The 14,849-nt window shown below is 73.1% G+C and carries 15 protein-coding genes; 14 read left to right on the top strand and 1 reads right to left on the bottom strand.

The genetic code is table 11. The features are described from left to right. Nucleotides 1-33: 33 nt before the first annotated feature. From ABZV78_RS10595 to efeB, 12 genes are all read left to right on the top strand, one after another. Nucleotides 34-618 carry a DinB family protein gene (locus tag ABZV78_RS10595; protein WP_355637362.1) on the top strand — a complete coding sequence of 195 codons (585 nt, stop codon included), beginning with the start codon at nt 34-36 and terminating at the stop codon, nt 616-618. A 28-nt stretch (nt 619-646) separates the two neighbouring features. Continuing rightward, nucleotides 647-871: a hypothetical protein gene (locus ABZV78_RS10590; protein ID WP_355637360.1), complete on the top strand. Its 225-nt coding sequence runs from the start codon at nt 647-649 to the stop codon at nt 869-871. After that, the gene (gene nfi, locus ABZV78_RS10585; protein WP_355637358.1) at nt 868-1,596 is read left to right on the top strand and encodes a deoxyribonuclease V; all 729 of its coding nucleotides are present in this window, start codon (nt 868-870) and stop codon (nt 1,594-1,596) included. Before ABZV78_RS10590 ends, nfi begins: the two co-directional genes overlap by 4 nt. A gap of 210 nt (nt 1,597-1,806) precedes the next feature. After that, the gene (locus ABZV78_RS10580; RefSeq protein WP_355637356.1) at nt 1,807-2,784 is read left to right on the top strand and encodes a hypothetical protein; all 978 of its coding nucleotides are present in this window, start codon (nt 1,807-1,809) and stop codon (nt 2,782-2,784) included. 185 nt (nt 2,785-2,969) lie between these two features. Continuing rightward, nucleotides 2,970-3,179: a Trm112 family protein gene (locus tag ABZV78_RS10575; RefSeq protein ID WP_355637354.1), complete on the top strand. Its 210-nt coding sequence runs from the start codon at nt 2,970-2,972 to the stop codon at nt 3,177-3,179. Beyond that, a complete protein-coding gene (locus tag ABZV78_RS10570) occupies nt 3,176-4,372 on the top strand; it encodes an SIS domain-containing protein (RefSeq protein ID WP_355637352.1) in 1,197 nt (398 codons plus the stop codon). The genes ABZV78_RS10575 and ABZV78_RS10570 overlap by 4 nt, the downstream gene beginning before the upstream one ends. A 25-nt stretch (nt 4,373-4,397) precedes the next feature. Further along, entirely contained in the window at nt 4,398-5,405 is a 1,008-nt protein-coding gene (locus ABZV78_RS10565; RefSeq protein WP_355637351.1) for a cation diffusion facilitator family transporter, read from the top strand. A gap of 2 nt (nt 5,406-5,407) precedes the next feature. Next, nucleotides 5,408-6,559 (top strand): mannose-6-phosphate isomerase, class I, encoded by a 1,152-nt coding sequence (gene manA / locus ABZV78_RS10560; RefSeq protein ID WP_355637349.1) that lies wholly within the window; start codon nt 5,408-5,410, stop codon nt 6,557-6,559. A 302-nt stretch (nt 6,560-6,861) separates the two neighbouring features. Beyond that, nucleotides 6,862-8,361, top strand: coding sequence for an adenosylhomocysteinase (ahcY, locus tag ABZV78_RS10555; RefSeq protein WP_355637347.1), 1,500 nt, complete (start codon nt 6,862-6,864; stop codon nt 8,359-8,361). A 287-nt stretch (nt 8,362-8,648) separates the two neighbouring features. Beyond that, nucleotides 8,649-9,584 (top strand): iron uptake transporter permease EfeU, encoded by a 936-nt coding sequence (gene efeU, locus ABZV78_RS10550; protein WP_355637345.1) that lies wholly within the window; start codon nt 8,649-8,651, stop codon nt 9,582-9,584. Between the two features lie 28 nt (nt 9,585-9,612). After that, nucleotides 9,613-10,743 carry an iron uptake system protein EfeO gene (gene efeO, locus ABZV78_RS10545; RefSeq protein ID WP_355637344.1) on the top strand — a complete coding sequence of 377 codons (1,131 nt, stop codon included), beginning with the start codon at nt 9,613-9,615 and terminating at the stop codon, nt 10,741-10,743. A 23-nt stretch (nt 10,744-10,766) separates the two neighbouring features. Continuing rightward, nucleotides 10,767-12,068 (top strand): iron uptake transporter deferrochelatase/peroxidase subunit, encoded by a 1,302-nt coding sequence (gene efeB / locus ABZV78_RS10540; protein ID WP_355637343.1) that lies wholly within the window; start codon nt 10,767-10,769, stop codon nt 12,066-12,068. Between the two features lie 18 nt (nt 12,069-12,086). Here the strand turns inward: efeB and ABZV78_RS10535 are convergent, their stop codons facing one another. Continuing rightward, a complete protein-coding gene (locus ABZV78_RS10535; protein ID WP_355637341.1) occupies nt 12,087-13,064 on the bottom strand; it encodes an RDD family protein in 978 nt (325 codons plus the stop codon). Nucleotides 13,065-13,150: 86 nt separating this feature from the next. Here ABZV78_RS10535 and ABZV78_RS10530 point away from each other — a divergent pair, with 86 nt between their 5' ends. Both ABZV78_RS10530 and ABZV78_RS10525 read left to right on the top strand, forming a co-directional pair. Further along, nucleotides 13,151-13,768, top strand: coding sequence for an IS607 family transposase (locus ABZV78_RS10530; protein WP_355637339.1), 618 nt, complete (start codon nt 13,151-13,153; stop codon nt 13,766-13,768). Continuing rightward, nucleotides 13,765-14,849 (top strand): hypothetical protein (locus ABZV78_RS10525; protein WP_355637337.1); only part of this gene is annotated, 1,085 nt, incomplete at its 3' end. The genes ABZV78_RS10530 and ABZV78_RS10525, both read left to right, overlap by 4 nt.

Here is a 14,849-nt window from a genome sequence, read left to right as displayed (position 1 = left end):
GCCGACCGCCGATCCAAGCGCGAGGGTCCGGGCATGTCTGATGCGCGTAGCAGCACCGGGAACGATCGGCCCACGCCCGGGTTCGCCTGGTCGAACATGTTCGTCAAGCCGGAGGACGACCCGCGCTCGGAGGGCGGGTTCGACGACGAGTTGAGCGTCCTGGTCAACTACCTGCGGGACCAACGGCTCACCCTCGAACTCAAGTGCGCCAGCCTCGACGCGGAGCAGTTGGCCCGGCGGTCCGTACCGCCGTCGACCATGTCGCTGCTGGGCCTGGTCCGGCACCTCGCGGAGGTGGAGCGGGGCTGGTTCCGCCGGACCATGGCGGGCGAGGACGCGCCGCGGATCTGGCGGAACGCGGCCGACCCGGACGCCGACTTCAACGGTGCGGTGGGCGACCCGGCGGTGGTCGAGGAGGCGTGGGCCGCCTGGCGGGAGGAGGTCGCATACGCGGAGCGGTTCGTCGCCGAGGCCCCGAACCTGGACGTGAAGGGGCGGCACGGCGACGAGGAGATCTCGCTGCGGGAGTTGCTGGTGCACATGATCGAGGAGTACGCCCGGCACAACGGCCACGCCGACCTGTTGCGCGAGCTGATCGACGGCCGCATCGGCCAGTGACCGGCGCCGGGGCGGCTACGGTGACGCGATGAGGGGTTCGCCGCGACGTAAGGCCGCATCCTGGGTCGCGGGCCTGCTGATCGGGCTGGTGATCGGCATGCTCGCCATCGGCGGCCTCGGCGGGGTGGCCTTCGGGATCGGCATCGGCCTGGCCTTCGGGATCGCCCTCGCCAATGCCCCCGCCCGCAACCCCGACGCGAACGCCGGGCCTGGCGCGGATCGGCGCCCCGACTGGGAGGACGGCCGGCCGTGACGGGCGGGGGAGTGCCGTACCGGCCGCCGGCCGACGTGGCGGAGGCGCTGCGCGTACAGGAGGAATTGCGGTCCCGGGTCGACCTGGTCGGCCCGGGGCCGACCGCGCCCGCGACGGTGGCCGGGCTGGACGTCGCCTACGCGGAGAGCGGTGACCGGCTCGCGGCGGCCGTCACGGTGCTGGACGCGGCGACCCTCGCCGTGGTGGACCAGGCGGTGAGCGTGGGACGGCCGGCGTTCGACTACGTGCCGGGGCTGTTCGCCTTCCGTGAGCTGCCGGCCCTGCTGGCGGCCTTGGAGCGGTTGACCGTCCGGCCCGACCTGCTCGTCTGCGATGGGCACGGGCTGGCGCATCCGCGCCGGTTCGGGCTGGCCTGTCATCTCGGGCTGGTGACCGGGCTGCCGGCGATCGGGGTGGGGAAGACGCCGCTGGTCGGGGTCTGGGACGAGCCGGCCCCGGAGCGGGGCGCCTGGACGCCGCTGCGCGACGGCGGCGAGGTGGTGGGCCGTGTGCTACGCACCCGGGACGGGGTGAAGCCGGTCTTCGTCAGCGTCGGGCACCGGATGAGCCTGGACAACGCGGTGGACCGGGTGCTGGCGTTGACGCCCCGGTACCGGCTGCCGGAGACCACCCGGACCGCGGACCGGCTCTGCCGCCGGGCCCTCGCCGCCGACCGCCCAGCCGCCGCACCGGCCGACAACGGCGACCCGGCCGCGAGTACCTGACCGGCCAGCCGGCACGCCCGACGGGCGGCGGCGACCCCGGCCACGACGGCCGGAAGTGATCATGCGGGCGGGCGGGGTCGCGTCGAGGATGGAGCGGGTGCGGCGGGGTGTCGCGGCACACATGCGGAGTGCTCAATGACCGGGTACCCCTCCGGCCCGGTAGTAACCTGACCGGCGGATCCCGTCCGGGGCGGAAACGGTGAGGTGGAGATGTCGGTGAGGCGGCACGCGGCGCGGTGGGCCACGGTCGGCGCGATGCTGGGCGGCCTGGTTGCCGGCGCGGCGTCCCCGGCGCTGGCCGCCGACGACCGGGTGGAGGTGCGCTCGGCGAGCAGCTTCAAGGCCGGTGGCTCGGCGGGCACGGTGGCGGTCGAGGTGCGCAAGCGCACCGACGGCTGCGTGCTGCTCCGCACCGCGCTGGGGCTGCGGCTCGACGGCCTGCGGGCGGACCAGGTCCAGGTGCAGGTGGCCACCGGCGGCCGGTGGGTGCCGGTGCCGGTGTCCGGCGGTGGCGGTGCGGTCGCCACGGCGCAGACCTCGCCCGCGAACCCCGCCCTGTGCAAGGGCAAGGGGATCACGGTCCGCTACCGGGTGGCCTTCCTGGCCGGCACGACCGGCGGGCGGCTGGCCGTGGTGGGCGAGGCCAGCGCCGCGAACGGCCGGGTGCTCGGCCGGTCCGCCACCGCGGCCCGGGTGGTGGGCGCGGAGCCCACCGCCAGCCCGACGCCGTCCCGCAAGCCGTCGCCGACCCCCACCCCGAGCGCGGACGTCACCACAGCGGCCGATACCGACACCACCTCGGCGGTGCCCGCCGCGGTCGACCCGGCCGCCGGCGCCGCGGCCGCCGACTCGTCCTCCGGAGGTTCCCCGATCATGTGGTTCGGCATCGCACTGGTGCTCGTCGGCGTCGCGCTGATCGTGCTGCTGGTCCGCAACAACCGCGCGGAGAAGACGGACGGGCAGCCGGGCGAGGGTCACGGCACGGTCCCGCTGCCGCGCAGCACCACGACCTACCGCTCGGGCGCGCCCGCCGGTCAGGTGTACGGGCTGCAGCCGCCCGCCCCGGCGCCCCGCCCGACCGGGAGCGTCTACGGCGCCCCCGCGGCCACGGCCGACCGGCCGGACGGCGAGCCGCCGGCCGCTGCGGGCGGCGACGCCACCACCGTGCTGCCCCGCGTGCCCCGCTGAGCCCGGCCCCGGCCCGTCGCCAGGGTTACGGTGACGGTGGGTGACGTCGACCTGACCGGGTCGCCGCGCACCGGCTGCCGGGTGCCGAGATGTGGCGCGGTGCCCGCGCCGGTTCGCCGATAAGATCGCGTGCGCCGGACGGCACCGCCGACCGGTGAGACCGCATACGTGGAAGGAGCCGCGCCGTGGCCCTGGACCCGCAGTTGCTCGAGATCCTCGCCTGCCCGGACACGCACCACGCACCGCTCGACTACGACGCGCAGGCCCAGACGCTGACCTGCACCGAGTGCGGTCGGATCTTCGAGGTCCGGGACGACGTCCCGGTGCTGCTCCTCGACGAGGCGCGCGGCGGGCCCGCGGCGGACGACGCGCGCGGCTCGGTGTCGCCGCGATGATGGAGGGCACGGCCGGGGTCAGCGGGCACCGGCACGCGGACGAGTCACTGCTGGACGATCCGGACCGGCTGAACGAGCAGGACCCGGGCGGGATGCTCCGGTTCACCGCCTCCGCCGGCGCCCAGGTCCGTGAGTCGGCGGCGCTGGCCGCCGAGGCGAACCTGACCGTGCTCGCCGACGAGGGCCGCCCGCGGGCGGTGGTCATCGCGGGCATCGGCACCGCCGGGCGGACCGGGGACGTGCTGGCCACGGTGGCCGGGCCGCGCTGCCCGGTGCCGGTGATCCCGCACCGCAGCGCCGGCGTGCCGGGCTGGGTGGGCGCGGCGGACGTGGTCATCGCGGTGAGCGCCTCCGGTCGCAGCCCCGAGGCGCTGGGCGCCGCCGAGGCCGCGCACCGGCGGGGTGCCCGGCTGGTCGCCGTCGGCGCGCCGGACTCGCAGCTCCAGTCGGTGGCCGAGCGGGCCCGGGCGCCGTTCATCCCGGTGCCCCGGCGCGCGCCGGCCCGGGCCAGTCTCTGGGCGCTCACCGTGCCGGTCCTGCTCGCCGCCCGTACGCTCGGGCTGGTGAAGGTGAACGAGGCGGACCTGGCCGAGACCGCGGCCCGGCTGGACGCCGACGCGGACCGCTGCCGGCCCACCGCCGAGTCGTTCGTCAACCCGGCGAAGTCGCTGGCCCTGGGCCTGTCCGGGTCGATCCCGATCGTCTGGGGCTCGTCGCCGCTGGCCACCGTGGCGGCCCGCCGGTTCGGTGACACGCTCTCCGCCAACGCCCGTTACCCGGTGGTGACCGGGGCGCTGGGCGAGGCCGGCCGGGGCCGGGTGGGTCTGCTCGACGGCGTCTTCGGCGGCCTGGTCGAGGGGGAGCGGGACATCTTCGCCGACCCCGACGAGACCGACGGCGACGCCACCCGGCTGCGGCTGGTGCTGCTGCGCGACGGCGGCCTCAACGCCGAGGACGACACCGACGAGCCGCTGGCGGTGGAGGAGCGCCGCGCGGACGCGGTGCAGACCCTCGCCGAGCGGCGCGGGGTGCGCTGCGACGTGGTCACCGCGGAGGGCGGGTCCGCGCTGGAGCGGCTCGCCTCACTGATGGCCGTCCCGGACTTCGCCTCGGTCTACCTCGCCCTGGCACACGGACTGGACCCGATGGCCGTGCCGGCCATCACCGAGATGAAGGAGCTGGCAAACCAGTGAGCACGTGCATCGGGCGGGGGAGAGCGTGAGCGCAAACGGCGGTACGAAGGCGATCATCGCCGCCCTGGCGGCCAACATCGGCATCGCCGTCACCAAGTTCATCGCGTTCCTGCTGACCGGCTCCTCGTCGATGCTGGCCGAGTCGATCCACTCGGTCGCCGACTCGGGCAACCAGGGCCTGCTGCTGCTCGGCGGTCGGCGGGCCAAGCGGGCCGCCACCCCGCAGCACCCCTTCGGCTACGGCCGGGAGCGCTACATCTACGCGTTCATCGTCGCCATCGTGCTGTTCAGCGTCGGTGGTCTCTTCGCGCTGTACGAGGCGTACCACAAGTGGTCGCACCCGGAGCCGATCAAGAACTGGCAGTGGGTGCCGGTGACTGTGCTGGTGGTCGCGATCGCCATGGAGTCCTTCTCGTTCCGGACCGCCATCAAGGAGTCCAACCACGTCCGGGGCAGCCAGTCCTGGGTGCGCTTCATCCGCCGGGCCAAGGCCCCGGAGCTGCCGGTCGTGCTCCTGGAGGACCTCGGCGCCCTGATCGGTCTGATCTTCGCGCTCTTCGGCGTGGGCATGACGCTGATCACCCACAACGGCCGGTGGGACGCGCTCGGCACCGCGATGATCGGCGTACTGCTGGTCGTCATCGCGATCATCCTCGCCATCGAGACCAAGAGCCTGCTGCTCGGTGAGGGCGCGGAGCGGCACGACGTCGAGGCGATCGAGAGGGCGATCACCGAGGGCGACGAGGTCGAGCGGATCATCCACATGAAGACGCTCTACCTGGGCCCCGAGGAGCTGATGGTGGCGGCGAAGATCGGCGTGCCGCCGTGCGACTCCGCGGAGGAACTGGCTCGGGGCATCAACGCCGTCGAGGTCCGGATCCGGGCCGCCGTGCCGACCGCCCGGGTCATCTACCTGGAGCCGGACATCTACAGCGCCGCGGCCGACCAGGCGGGCACCGGGAGCGCGTCCCACACCGCCGTGCCCGATTCGGCGGCCGAGCCGGGTCAGTTCCCCGGGCGCCCCGGGAGCTGACCGTGGAGCTGTTGCAGGGCCGGATCCGGGACTACGCCTGGGGCTCCCGCACCGGGATCGCCGAGCTGCAGGGGCGTCCGGTGCCGAGCGCCGGGCCGGAGGCCGAGCTGTGGCTGGGCGCACACCCGGGCGCCCCGGCCACGGTGGACCGGGACGGCAACCCGGTCAGCCTCACCGATCTGCTGGTCGCCGAGCCGGCGCGCTGGCTGGGCGAGCGCCTGGTCGGGCGGTTCGGCACCCGGCTGCCGTTCCTGTTGAAGGTGCTGGCCGCGGACGCCCCGCTGAGCCTCCAGGCTCATCCGGACGCCGAGCAGGCCCGGGCCGGCTACGCCGCCGACACCGGCCGGGTCAACTACGTCGACCCGTACCACAAGCCGGAGCTGCTGGTCGCGCTGTCGGAGTTCGAGGCGCTCTGCGGGTTCCGCGACCCGGCCGAGTCGGCGGCGGCCATCGAGGCGTTCGGCGTACCCGCGCTGGAGCCCGTGATGGCGGCGCTGCGCACCGGGCCGGAGGGGCTGCGGGAGGCCGTACGCCTGCTGTTGAGCTGGCCGGCGGCGGAGCGCGCCGGGCTGGTGGCGGACGTGCTGGCGGCGAAGGTCGCGGGGCCCGACGCCGAGCTGGCCCGGGCCCTGGCGGTGGACTACCCGGCCGACCCGGGCGTGGTGGTGGCGCTGCTGCTGCACCACGTCCGGCTGGCGCCGGGCGAGGCGATCTGGATGCCGGCCGGCAACCTGCACGCCTACCTGCGGGGCACCGGCGTGGAGATCATGGCGGCCAGCGACAACGTGCTGCGCGGCGGCCTCACCCCCAAGCGGGTGGACGTGGACGAGCTGCTGCGGGTGCTGCGCTTCGAGGTGCTCGACGAGCCGGTGGTCCGGCCGGATCCGGTGGCGCCCGGGGTGGTGACCTGGCCGGTGCCGGTGGAGGACTTCGCGCTGCACCGGGTCGAGGTGACGGCCGACGGTCCGCCGGCGCGGCTGGCGCTGCCCGGCCCGCGGGTGGTGCTCTGCCGCGCCGGCGAGCTCACCGTGGACGACGGGGTGGGGACCGTCACCCTGGCGGCCGGCCAGGCGGCGATCGGGACCGCGGCCGGCGGTGAGCTGGTGCTCGGCGGCGACGGCGAGGGCTTCGTCGCCACCTCCGGCCTGCGCTGACGACAGCGCTGCGGGGCGGCTCAAGTCCGACTTTCCCGAAATGGCTTGACGTGCTGTAGGCGCGGTGTGACTCTATGGGTACGCAGCGTTGTCGCGACGAAAGGTCCGGTAACGCGCGGGGAACCAAACCGGGGGGATGCACGGGGCGGCCGCGCCGTGAACGGAAAGTCCGTTCACGACCGACCGCCCCGTGCGCTGTCCGCCGACCGGGCAGTCCGCCCGTCGGCCAACCGGGCACGGGAGAAGAAGTCCACGCGCGTAAGGTGGAAGGCTGCGCAGCACTTCGTTCGACAGGAGCTTCCATGACCAGCACCCTCCCGGCGGCCCCCAGCGGCGCGTCGTCCGGCGCCCGGCCGAGCACCCTCGCCGAGGGCGACTACAAGGTGGCGGATCTGTCGCTCGCCGCGTTCGGGCGTAAGGAGATCCGGCTCGCCGAGCACGAGATGCCCGGCCTGATGGCGATCCGGCGCGAGTTCGCCGAGGCCCAGCCGCTCGCCGGCGCCCGCATCACCGGCTCGCTGCACATGACCATCCAGACCGCCGTCCTGATCGAGACCCTGGTCGCGCTCGGCGCGCAGGTCCGCTGGGCGTCCTGCAACATCTTCTCCACCCAGGACCACGCCGCCGCCGCGATCGTCGTCGGCCCGGAGGGCACCCCCGAGGCACCGGCCGGCGTCCCGGTCTACGCCTGGAAGGGCGAGTCCCTGGAGGAGTACTGGTGGTGCACCGAGCAGGTGCTCACCTGGCCCGACGGGCAGGGCCCGAACATGATCCTCGACGACGGCGGCGACGCCACCCTGCTCGTGCACAAGGGCGCCGAGTTCGAGAAGGCCGGTGTCGTGCCGCCGGTCGAGTCCGCCGACTCCGAGGAGTACGCGGTCATCCTCCAGCTGCTGCACCGCTCGCTCGCCGAGGACGGCCAGCGCTGGACCCGGATCGCCGCCGGCATCAAGGGCGTGACCGAGGAGACCACCACCGGCGTGCACCGGCTCTACGAGATGCACCGCGCCGGCACCCTGCTCTTCCCGGCCATCAACGTCAACGACTCGGTGACCAAGAGCAAGTTCGACAACAAGTACGGCTGCCGCCACTCGCTCATCGACGGCATCAACCGCGCCACCGACGTGCTGATCGGCGGCAAGATGGCCGTCGTCATGGGCTACGGCGACGTGGGCAAGGGCTGCGCCGAGTCGCTGCGCGGCCAGGGCGCCCGGGTCGTGGTGACCGAGGTGGACCCGATCTGCGCCCTCCAGGCGGCCATGGACGGCTACCAGGTGGCCACCCTGGACGACGTGGTCGAGCAGGCCGACATCTTCATCACCGCGACCGGCTGCTTCAACGTCATCACCCACGAGCAGATGGCCCGGATGAAGCACCAGGCCATCGTGGGCAACATCGGCCACTTCGACAACGAGATCGACATGGCCGGCCTGGCGAAGCGTTCGGACGTGACCCGGGAGAACATCAAGCCGCAGGTCGACGTGTGGCGGTTCGAGGACGGCCACGCCATCATCGTGCTCTCCGAGGGCCGCCTGCTGAACCTGGGCAACGCCACCGGTCACCCGAGCTTCGTGATGTCGAACTCGTTCGCCAACCAGACCATCGCCCAGATCGAGCTCTACACCAAGACCGACGAATACCCGGTCGGCGTCTACGTGCTCCCCAAGCACCTGGACGAGAAGGTCGCCCGGCTGCACCTGGACGCGCTCGGCGCCAAGCTGAGCACCCTCACCAAGGAGCAGGCCGCCTACCTGGGCGTGTCGCAGGAGGGCCCGTTCAAGCCGGAGCACTACCGCTACTGAGTTCCACCCGGAGGGGACCGGGGTCGGCCGCCGCGCGGCCGTCCCGGTCCCCTTCGCGTACGCGGGCCGTCGACGGCCCCGACGCTGCGCGCCGGCTCCCGGTGCCAGGTGGGGCCGAACGACCCTGGCGGGCCTCGGCGCCGTCGGGCGAAGGTGAGGTGACCAGGGCATGTCAGCCTGCCGACGGTCCGGGTGACGTTCGGCCGATCGACTTGACTCGGGTGCCGGATCAGGAGCAAGGTATGGCTGCCCTAACTGAGGCGTGCCTAACCAAACACGGAGTACCGATGTTCGCCACGTACCTGATCGGCCTGCGGGAAGGCCTGGAAGCGACCCTGGTGGTCAGCATCCTGGTCGCCTTCCTCGTGAAGTCGGAGCGGCGTGACCGGCTGCCGCAGGTCTGGGGCGGGGTCGGTCTGGCCGTGGTGCTCTCCGTCGTCTTCGGCTGGCTGATCGAGTACACCTCGACCTCACTGCTGGCCCGCTCCGAGGACCGCGAACTGTTCGAGGCCGTCACCTCGGTGGCCGCCGTGGTCTTCGTGACCTGGATGATCTTCTGGATGCGCCGGGCCGCCCGGACGATCGCCGGCGAGCTGCGCGGCAAGCTCACCGAGGCGCTCGCCGTCGGTTCCCTCGCGGTCGCCGGCATGGCCTTCCTCGCGGTGATCCGGGAGGGCCTGGAGACCGCGCTGATCTTCTACTCTGCCGCGCAGAGCGCGGCCGGCGGCACCGGCGCCGGCGCGCTGCTCTCGCTGGCCGGCGGCGTCGCCACCGCCGTGGTGATCGGCTTCCTGCTCTACCGCAGCGCCCTGAAGATCAACCTGAGCAAGTTCTTCACCTGGACCGGCGCCCTGCTGATCCTGGTCGCCGCCGGCATCCTCAAGTACGGCGTGCACGACTTCCAGGAGGCCGGCGTGCTGCCCGGCCTCAACAACCAGGCCTTCGACATCTCCTCGACGCTCGACCCGAACGCCTGGTACGGCGCGCTGCTCGCCGGCATGTTCAACATCACCGCCGCCCCGACGGTGCTGGAGATGATCGCCTGGGTGGCCTACGCGGTCCCGGTGCTCGTCCTTTTCCTGCGCAAGCCGGCCGCCCCGGCCCGGCCCGCCGCACCCGCCGCTCCGCCGGCCCCGGCCACCGACGCCGCGACCACCCCGGCCGAGCCCACCGAGCCGGCCGCCACCGAGGCTTCCACCGACACCGCGCCCCAGCGCGCCTGACCCGCCCGTTTCCGAGGAGACACCACCGATGCGTACCACTCGATTCGTCGTGCCCGCCGCCGCCGGGGTGCTCGCCGTCGCCGGACTGGCCGGCTGCGGGGGCGGTGACGACTCCGACGCCACCGCCGGCGGGCCGATCGCCGTCAAGGCCACCGACAGCGCCTGCGAGGTCGGCACCACGGCGATCGACGCCGGGCAGGTGACCTTCAAGGTGACCAACTCCGGGTCCAAGGTCAACGAGTTCTACGTCTACGCCGCCGGCGACCGGGTGATGGGCGAGGTGGAGAACATCGCCCCCGGGCTGAGCCGCGAGCTCCGCGTCGAACTGCCCGCCGGCACCTACGAGACCGCCTGCAAGCCGGGCATGAGCGGCCGTGGCATCCGGGGCGCGCTGAAGGTCAGCGGCACCGTCGCGACCGTCGCGCCGGACGCCGCCCTCAGCCAGGCCACCGCCAGCTACCAGCGCTACGTGCAGAGCCAGACCGGCGCGCTGCTCACCAGGACCGAGGAGTTCGTGGCCGCGGTCAAGGCCAACGACGTGACCAAGGCCAAGGAGCTCTACCCGGTGGCCCGCACCTACTGGGAGCGGATCGAGCCGGTCGCGGAGAGCTTCGGCGACCTCGACCCGAAGATCGACGGCCGCGAGGAGGTCGTCGAGGAGGGCATGCAGTTCACCGGCTTCCACCGGATCGAGAAGGACCTGTGGACCACCGGCGACATCAGCAAGGACGGCGCCATCGCCGACCAGCTCCTCGTCGACGTGAAGGCGATCGTGGCCAAGGCCAACGCCGAGAAGCTCACCCCGCTCCAGCTCGCCAACGGCGCCAAGGCGCTCCTCGACGAGGTCGCCAGCGGCAAGATCACCGGCGAGGAGGAGCGGTACTCGCACACCGACCTCTGGGACTTCAACGCCAACCTGGAGGGCTCGAAGGCGGCCATCGCCGCGCTGCGCCCCGCCCTGGAGCAGCGCTCGCCCGACCTCGTCAAGCAGCTCGACACCGAGTTCGCCACCGTCGAGGCCGCCCTCGGCAAGCACCGGGCCGGCGACGGCTGGAAGCTGCACACCCAGCTCAGCAAGGCCGAGCTCAAGGAGCTCTCGGACAGCATCAACGCCCTGGCCGAGCCGATCAGCAAGGTTGCCGCGGTCGTCGCCCGATGACGACCGGGTCCGGAGGTGACGTGATGAGCGAACCGAGCACCGACGAGGCGACCCGCGGGACCGGGGTGTCCCGCCGCCGGGCCATCACCCTGGCCGGGGCCGGCGTGGCCGGTGTCGCCGGGGTGGCGGTCGGCGCGGGCGCGCTGTTCGGCGGCGGCGACCAGGCCTCGGCCACCGAGACGGCGGCCGGCGCGGTCCCGTTCCACGGCGAGCACCAGGCCGGCATCACCACCCCGGCCCAGGACCGGCTGCACTTCGTCGCGTTCGACGTGATCACCAAGGACCGGGCCCGGCTGGTCGCGCTGCTCCAGGAGTGGACCGCCGCCGCGGCCCGGATGACCGCCGGCAAGGACGCCGGGCTGATCGGCGCGGTCGACGGCGTGCCGGAGGCCCCACCGGACGACACCGGCGAGGCGCTCGGGCTGCCCCCGTCGCAGCTCACCATCACCGTCGGCTTCGGACCGACGCTGTTCCGCGACGCCCAGGGTCGGGACCGGTTCGGCATCGCCGCCAAGCGGCCCGCCGCCCTGGCCGACCTGCCCCACTTCGCCGGGGACGCGCTCAAGGCGGAGCTCTCCGGCGGTGACATCTGCGTCCAGGCGTGCGCCAACGACCCGCAGGTGGCGGTGCACGCCATCCGCAACCTCGCCCGGATCGGCATGGGCGTGGTCAGCGTCCGCTGGTCCCAGCTCGGCTTCGGGCGTACCTCGTCGACGTCGCGGGGGCAGGCCACCCCGCGCAACCTGTTCGGCTTCAAGGACGGCACCGCCAACCTCAAGGCCGAGGAAACCGACCTGCTCCGCGAGCAGCTCTGGGCCCAGCCCGGTGACGGCGCGGACTGGATGACCGGCGGCTCCTACCTGGTCACCCGCAAGATCCGGATGCTGGTCGAGACCTGGGACCGCAGCCCGCTGGCCGAGCAGGAGATGATCGTCGGGCGGACCAAGGGCAGCGGCGCGCCGCTCGGCAAGCGCGCCGAGTTCGACGAGCCGGACTTCGCCGCCAAGGGCGACGACGGCGAGCCGGTGATCGCCGAGACCGCGCACGTCCGGCTCGCCCACCCCGACCAGAACGACGGCGCCCGACTGCTGCGCCGCGGCTACAACTTCGTGGACGGCTCCGACGGGCTGGGCCGGCTCGACGCCGGGCTCTTCTTCATCGCCTACCAGCGGGACCCGCGCAAGCAGTTCGTGCCGATCCAGAACCGGCTGGCCCGCAACGACGCCATGAACGAATACCTGCGGCACGTCTCCAGCGGCCTGTTCGCCTGCCCGCCCGGCGTCCGCGACGCCGCCGACTGGTGGGGCCGGGCGCTCTTCTCCTGAGCCCGGCGCCCGGACGGGTCAGCGCTCGGCGCGGACCGAGGTGGGCTGTCCGCGTACCGGATCGGGCTGGGTGGGGACGGTGCGGGCCGGCGCGGCGGGCCGCAGCGTGGTCGGGGCCGGCGCCGGGACCGGGACGGCCGGAGCGGGCGCCAGCTCCGGCCAGAGCGAGGCGGTGACGGCCCGGGCCCGCCCCAGCCGGTACGCGGCCCGCCGCCCCCGCTCGGCCAGCACGGCGGCCAGCCACGCCGACTCCGGCGCGGCCCACGGCGGGGGCGGCGACGTGACCGCCGCGACCTCGGCCCACAGCTCCCGGCCCAGCCGGGTCCGGTCCGGCGCGGCCAGCTGGTGCAACCGGCCCAGGTACTGCCGGACGGCCAGGGCCAGCCCGTCGTCCACCCGGCTCAGGTCGAGGGTGACCGCCCAGCCGAGCAGCGGCGGCACGGGCGGCGGGGCCGGCCGCCACACCCCGGCGCCCCGGGTGTGCACCACCAGCGTGCCGGCGACCAGGTCGCCCAGCCGCCGCCCGCGGGCGTCGGTCAGCATCACGGTCACGCTCGCCGCCCAGCTCAGCAGGGGCAGCACCAGCCCCGGCCACTCCACCGCCACGCCCACCAGCGCCCGGGTCAGCGACTGGCCGACGCCGACCGGGCCGCCGTCGGCGCGGACCACCCGCAGCCCCACGGCCAGCTTGCCCAGCGTCCGGCCGCCGGCGAAGCGCTCCATCAGCACCGGGTAGCCGACCAGCACCAGCACCAGCAGCACGACCTGCATGCCGCCGGCCAGCGCGGCGTCCATGACGTCCCGGGGCAGGCTCATCACCAGCACCGACAGCGCCACGCCGAGCAGCAGCGCCACCACGAGCTGGGCCACGAGGTCGATCAGCAGAGCGAGCACCCGGGAGCCGAGCCGGGCCGCCCGGACGTCCAGCTCCACGGCCTCGCCGCTGACCAGACCGGCGTCGGCCCACCGGGCCGGTGGGGGAGGTTGCGCGCGCACCCCGACAGTGAACACTATGTGCGCCGGACGGGGGAGCAGCTACCAGTGGTTGCTTTCCTTTCTAGAGCTGTCCATAATCGACCGTTGTGGGCAGTGTCTATCGGATCGGCGAGTTCGCCAAGCGGGTGGGCCGTTCGGTGAGCACGGTGCGCCGGTGGGAGGCGGAGGGCCGGATCACGGCCCGTCGTCTGCCGTCAGGTCAGCGGTATTTCGACGATTCGGATGTGCGCCGGGTGCTGCAGCCGGGCTTCGACGTCGACCGGCGGAAGGTTGTGGTGTACTGCCGGGTGTCGTTGCCGGGTCAGAAGGCCGACTTGGCCTCGCAGGTGGCGGCGATGCAACAGTTCTGCCTCGCTCGCGGTCTGGCCGTGGACGAGTGGATCAGCGAGGTCGACGGCGGGATGAACCTTCGCCGCAAGAAATTCCTGGCGTTGATGGACGCCGTCGACCGGGGTGAGGTCGCCACGCTGGTGGTGGCGCACAAGGACCGGTTGGCCCGGTTCGGGTTCGACTTGCTGGAGCATCTGGCGGCGCGCGGCGGCTGCGAGATCGTCGTGGCCAACCAGGAGTCCCTGTCCCCCCAGCGGGAGATGGTCGAGGACCTCCTGGCCGTCGTGCACACCTTCTCGTGCCGACTGCATGGTTTGCGCCGCTACGAGAAGGAGTTGAAGAGGGCGGACTTGGCCATGGAGGGCGACCGGTGAAGGTCACCCGGATCGCGTATCCGGCCCGACTGAATCCGGGCAAATACGCTGCCCTGGTGGAGCAGGCCCGCCGGTTGGGCCGGGTGCGCAGTGAGGTGTGGCAGCGCTACGGCTCGGTGGCCGGGGTCGGGTCTGGGTTGACAGACCGGCAGGTGCGGGACCGGTGGCTGGCCGACGGCACACACGCGGTGTTTGGTGTGCTGGCGAACGCGTGGAAGGAAACCGTCCGCGACGCCATGGCCGACATCGCCGCGAACCTGGCGGCGGCCAAGGTCGACGTCCGGCGGGCGATCAACCGACGCGCAAGCGATCCGGCCGAGCGCAGGCGGATGTTCACCGCGCTGAAGGCCGACCAATGGGTGAACGATCCGTTCCTGTCTCGGCAGATGCGCAAGCATTGGAAGCGTGGCCATAACCGCACGCACGATCAGATCGTGGTGCGCGCCGACAAGTACCACATCGCCGTCGATGGGCGTGGGCGGTTGTGGCTGGCAGTTCCCGGCCTTGAGCCCCGCAAGTTGGTCAGGATCCCGCTGTCCACGACCGTCGCCCCGACGGGGACGCTGCGGCTGATCCTGCGCGGCGGCCGGGTCGAGGTTCACCACCAGATCGACGCGGCGCAGATGCGGTCGTCACAGCGCCCGTGCGGCGAGGCGACGATGGGCGTGGACAAGGGCTACACCGAAGCCCTGACCGACTCCGACGGCCAGCACCACGGTGAACAGCTCGGCGACCTGCTCACCCGCGAGTCGGACCGGTTGAAGGAACGAAACCGCCGTCGGGCGAAGCTACGCTCAATCGCCAACAACGCCGCGCTCCGTGGCGACTATGCGAAAGCGCACCGGATCAAGGCCAACAACCTCGGCACGGTGAAGCCGGATCGGCAGGCCGTCCGACATCGGGCGCGGGTGCGCACGGAGATCTTCACCGCGGTGCACGAGGTCGTGGACAAGGCCGGCACCGTGATCGCCGAGGATCTCACCAAGCGCTTCACCGGCCGCAAAAACCTTCTCAAGAACGTCAACCGGCGTCTCGCCGCGTGGACCAAAGGAGTCACCGCCGAGGCCCTCAAGAACGTGTC

Source organism: Micromonospora sp. NPDC004540 (assembly GCF_040610095.1).
Classification (GTDB): domain Bacteria; phylum Actinomycetota; class Actinomycetes; order Mycobacteriales; family Micromonosporaceae; genus Micromonospora.
The sequence above is the reverse complement of the archived record's forward strand: the minus strand, read 5'-3'. Positions and strand labels throughout refer to the sequence as shown.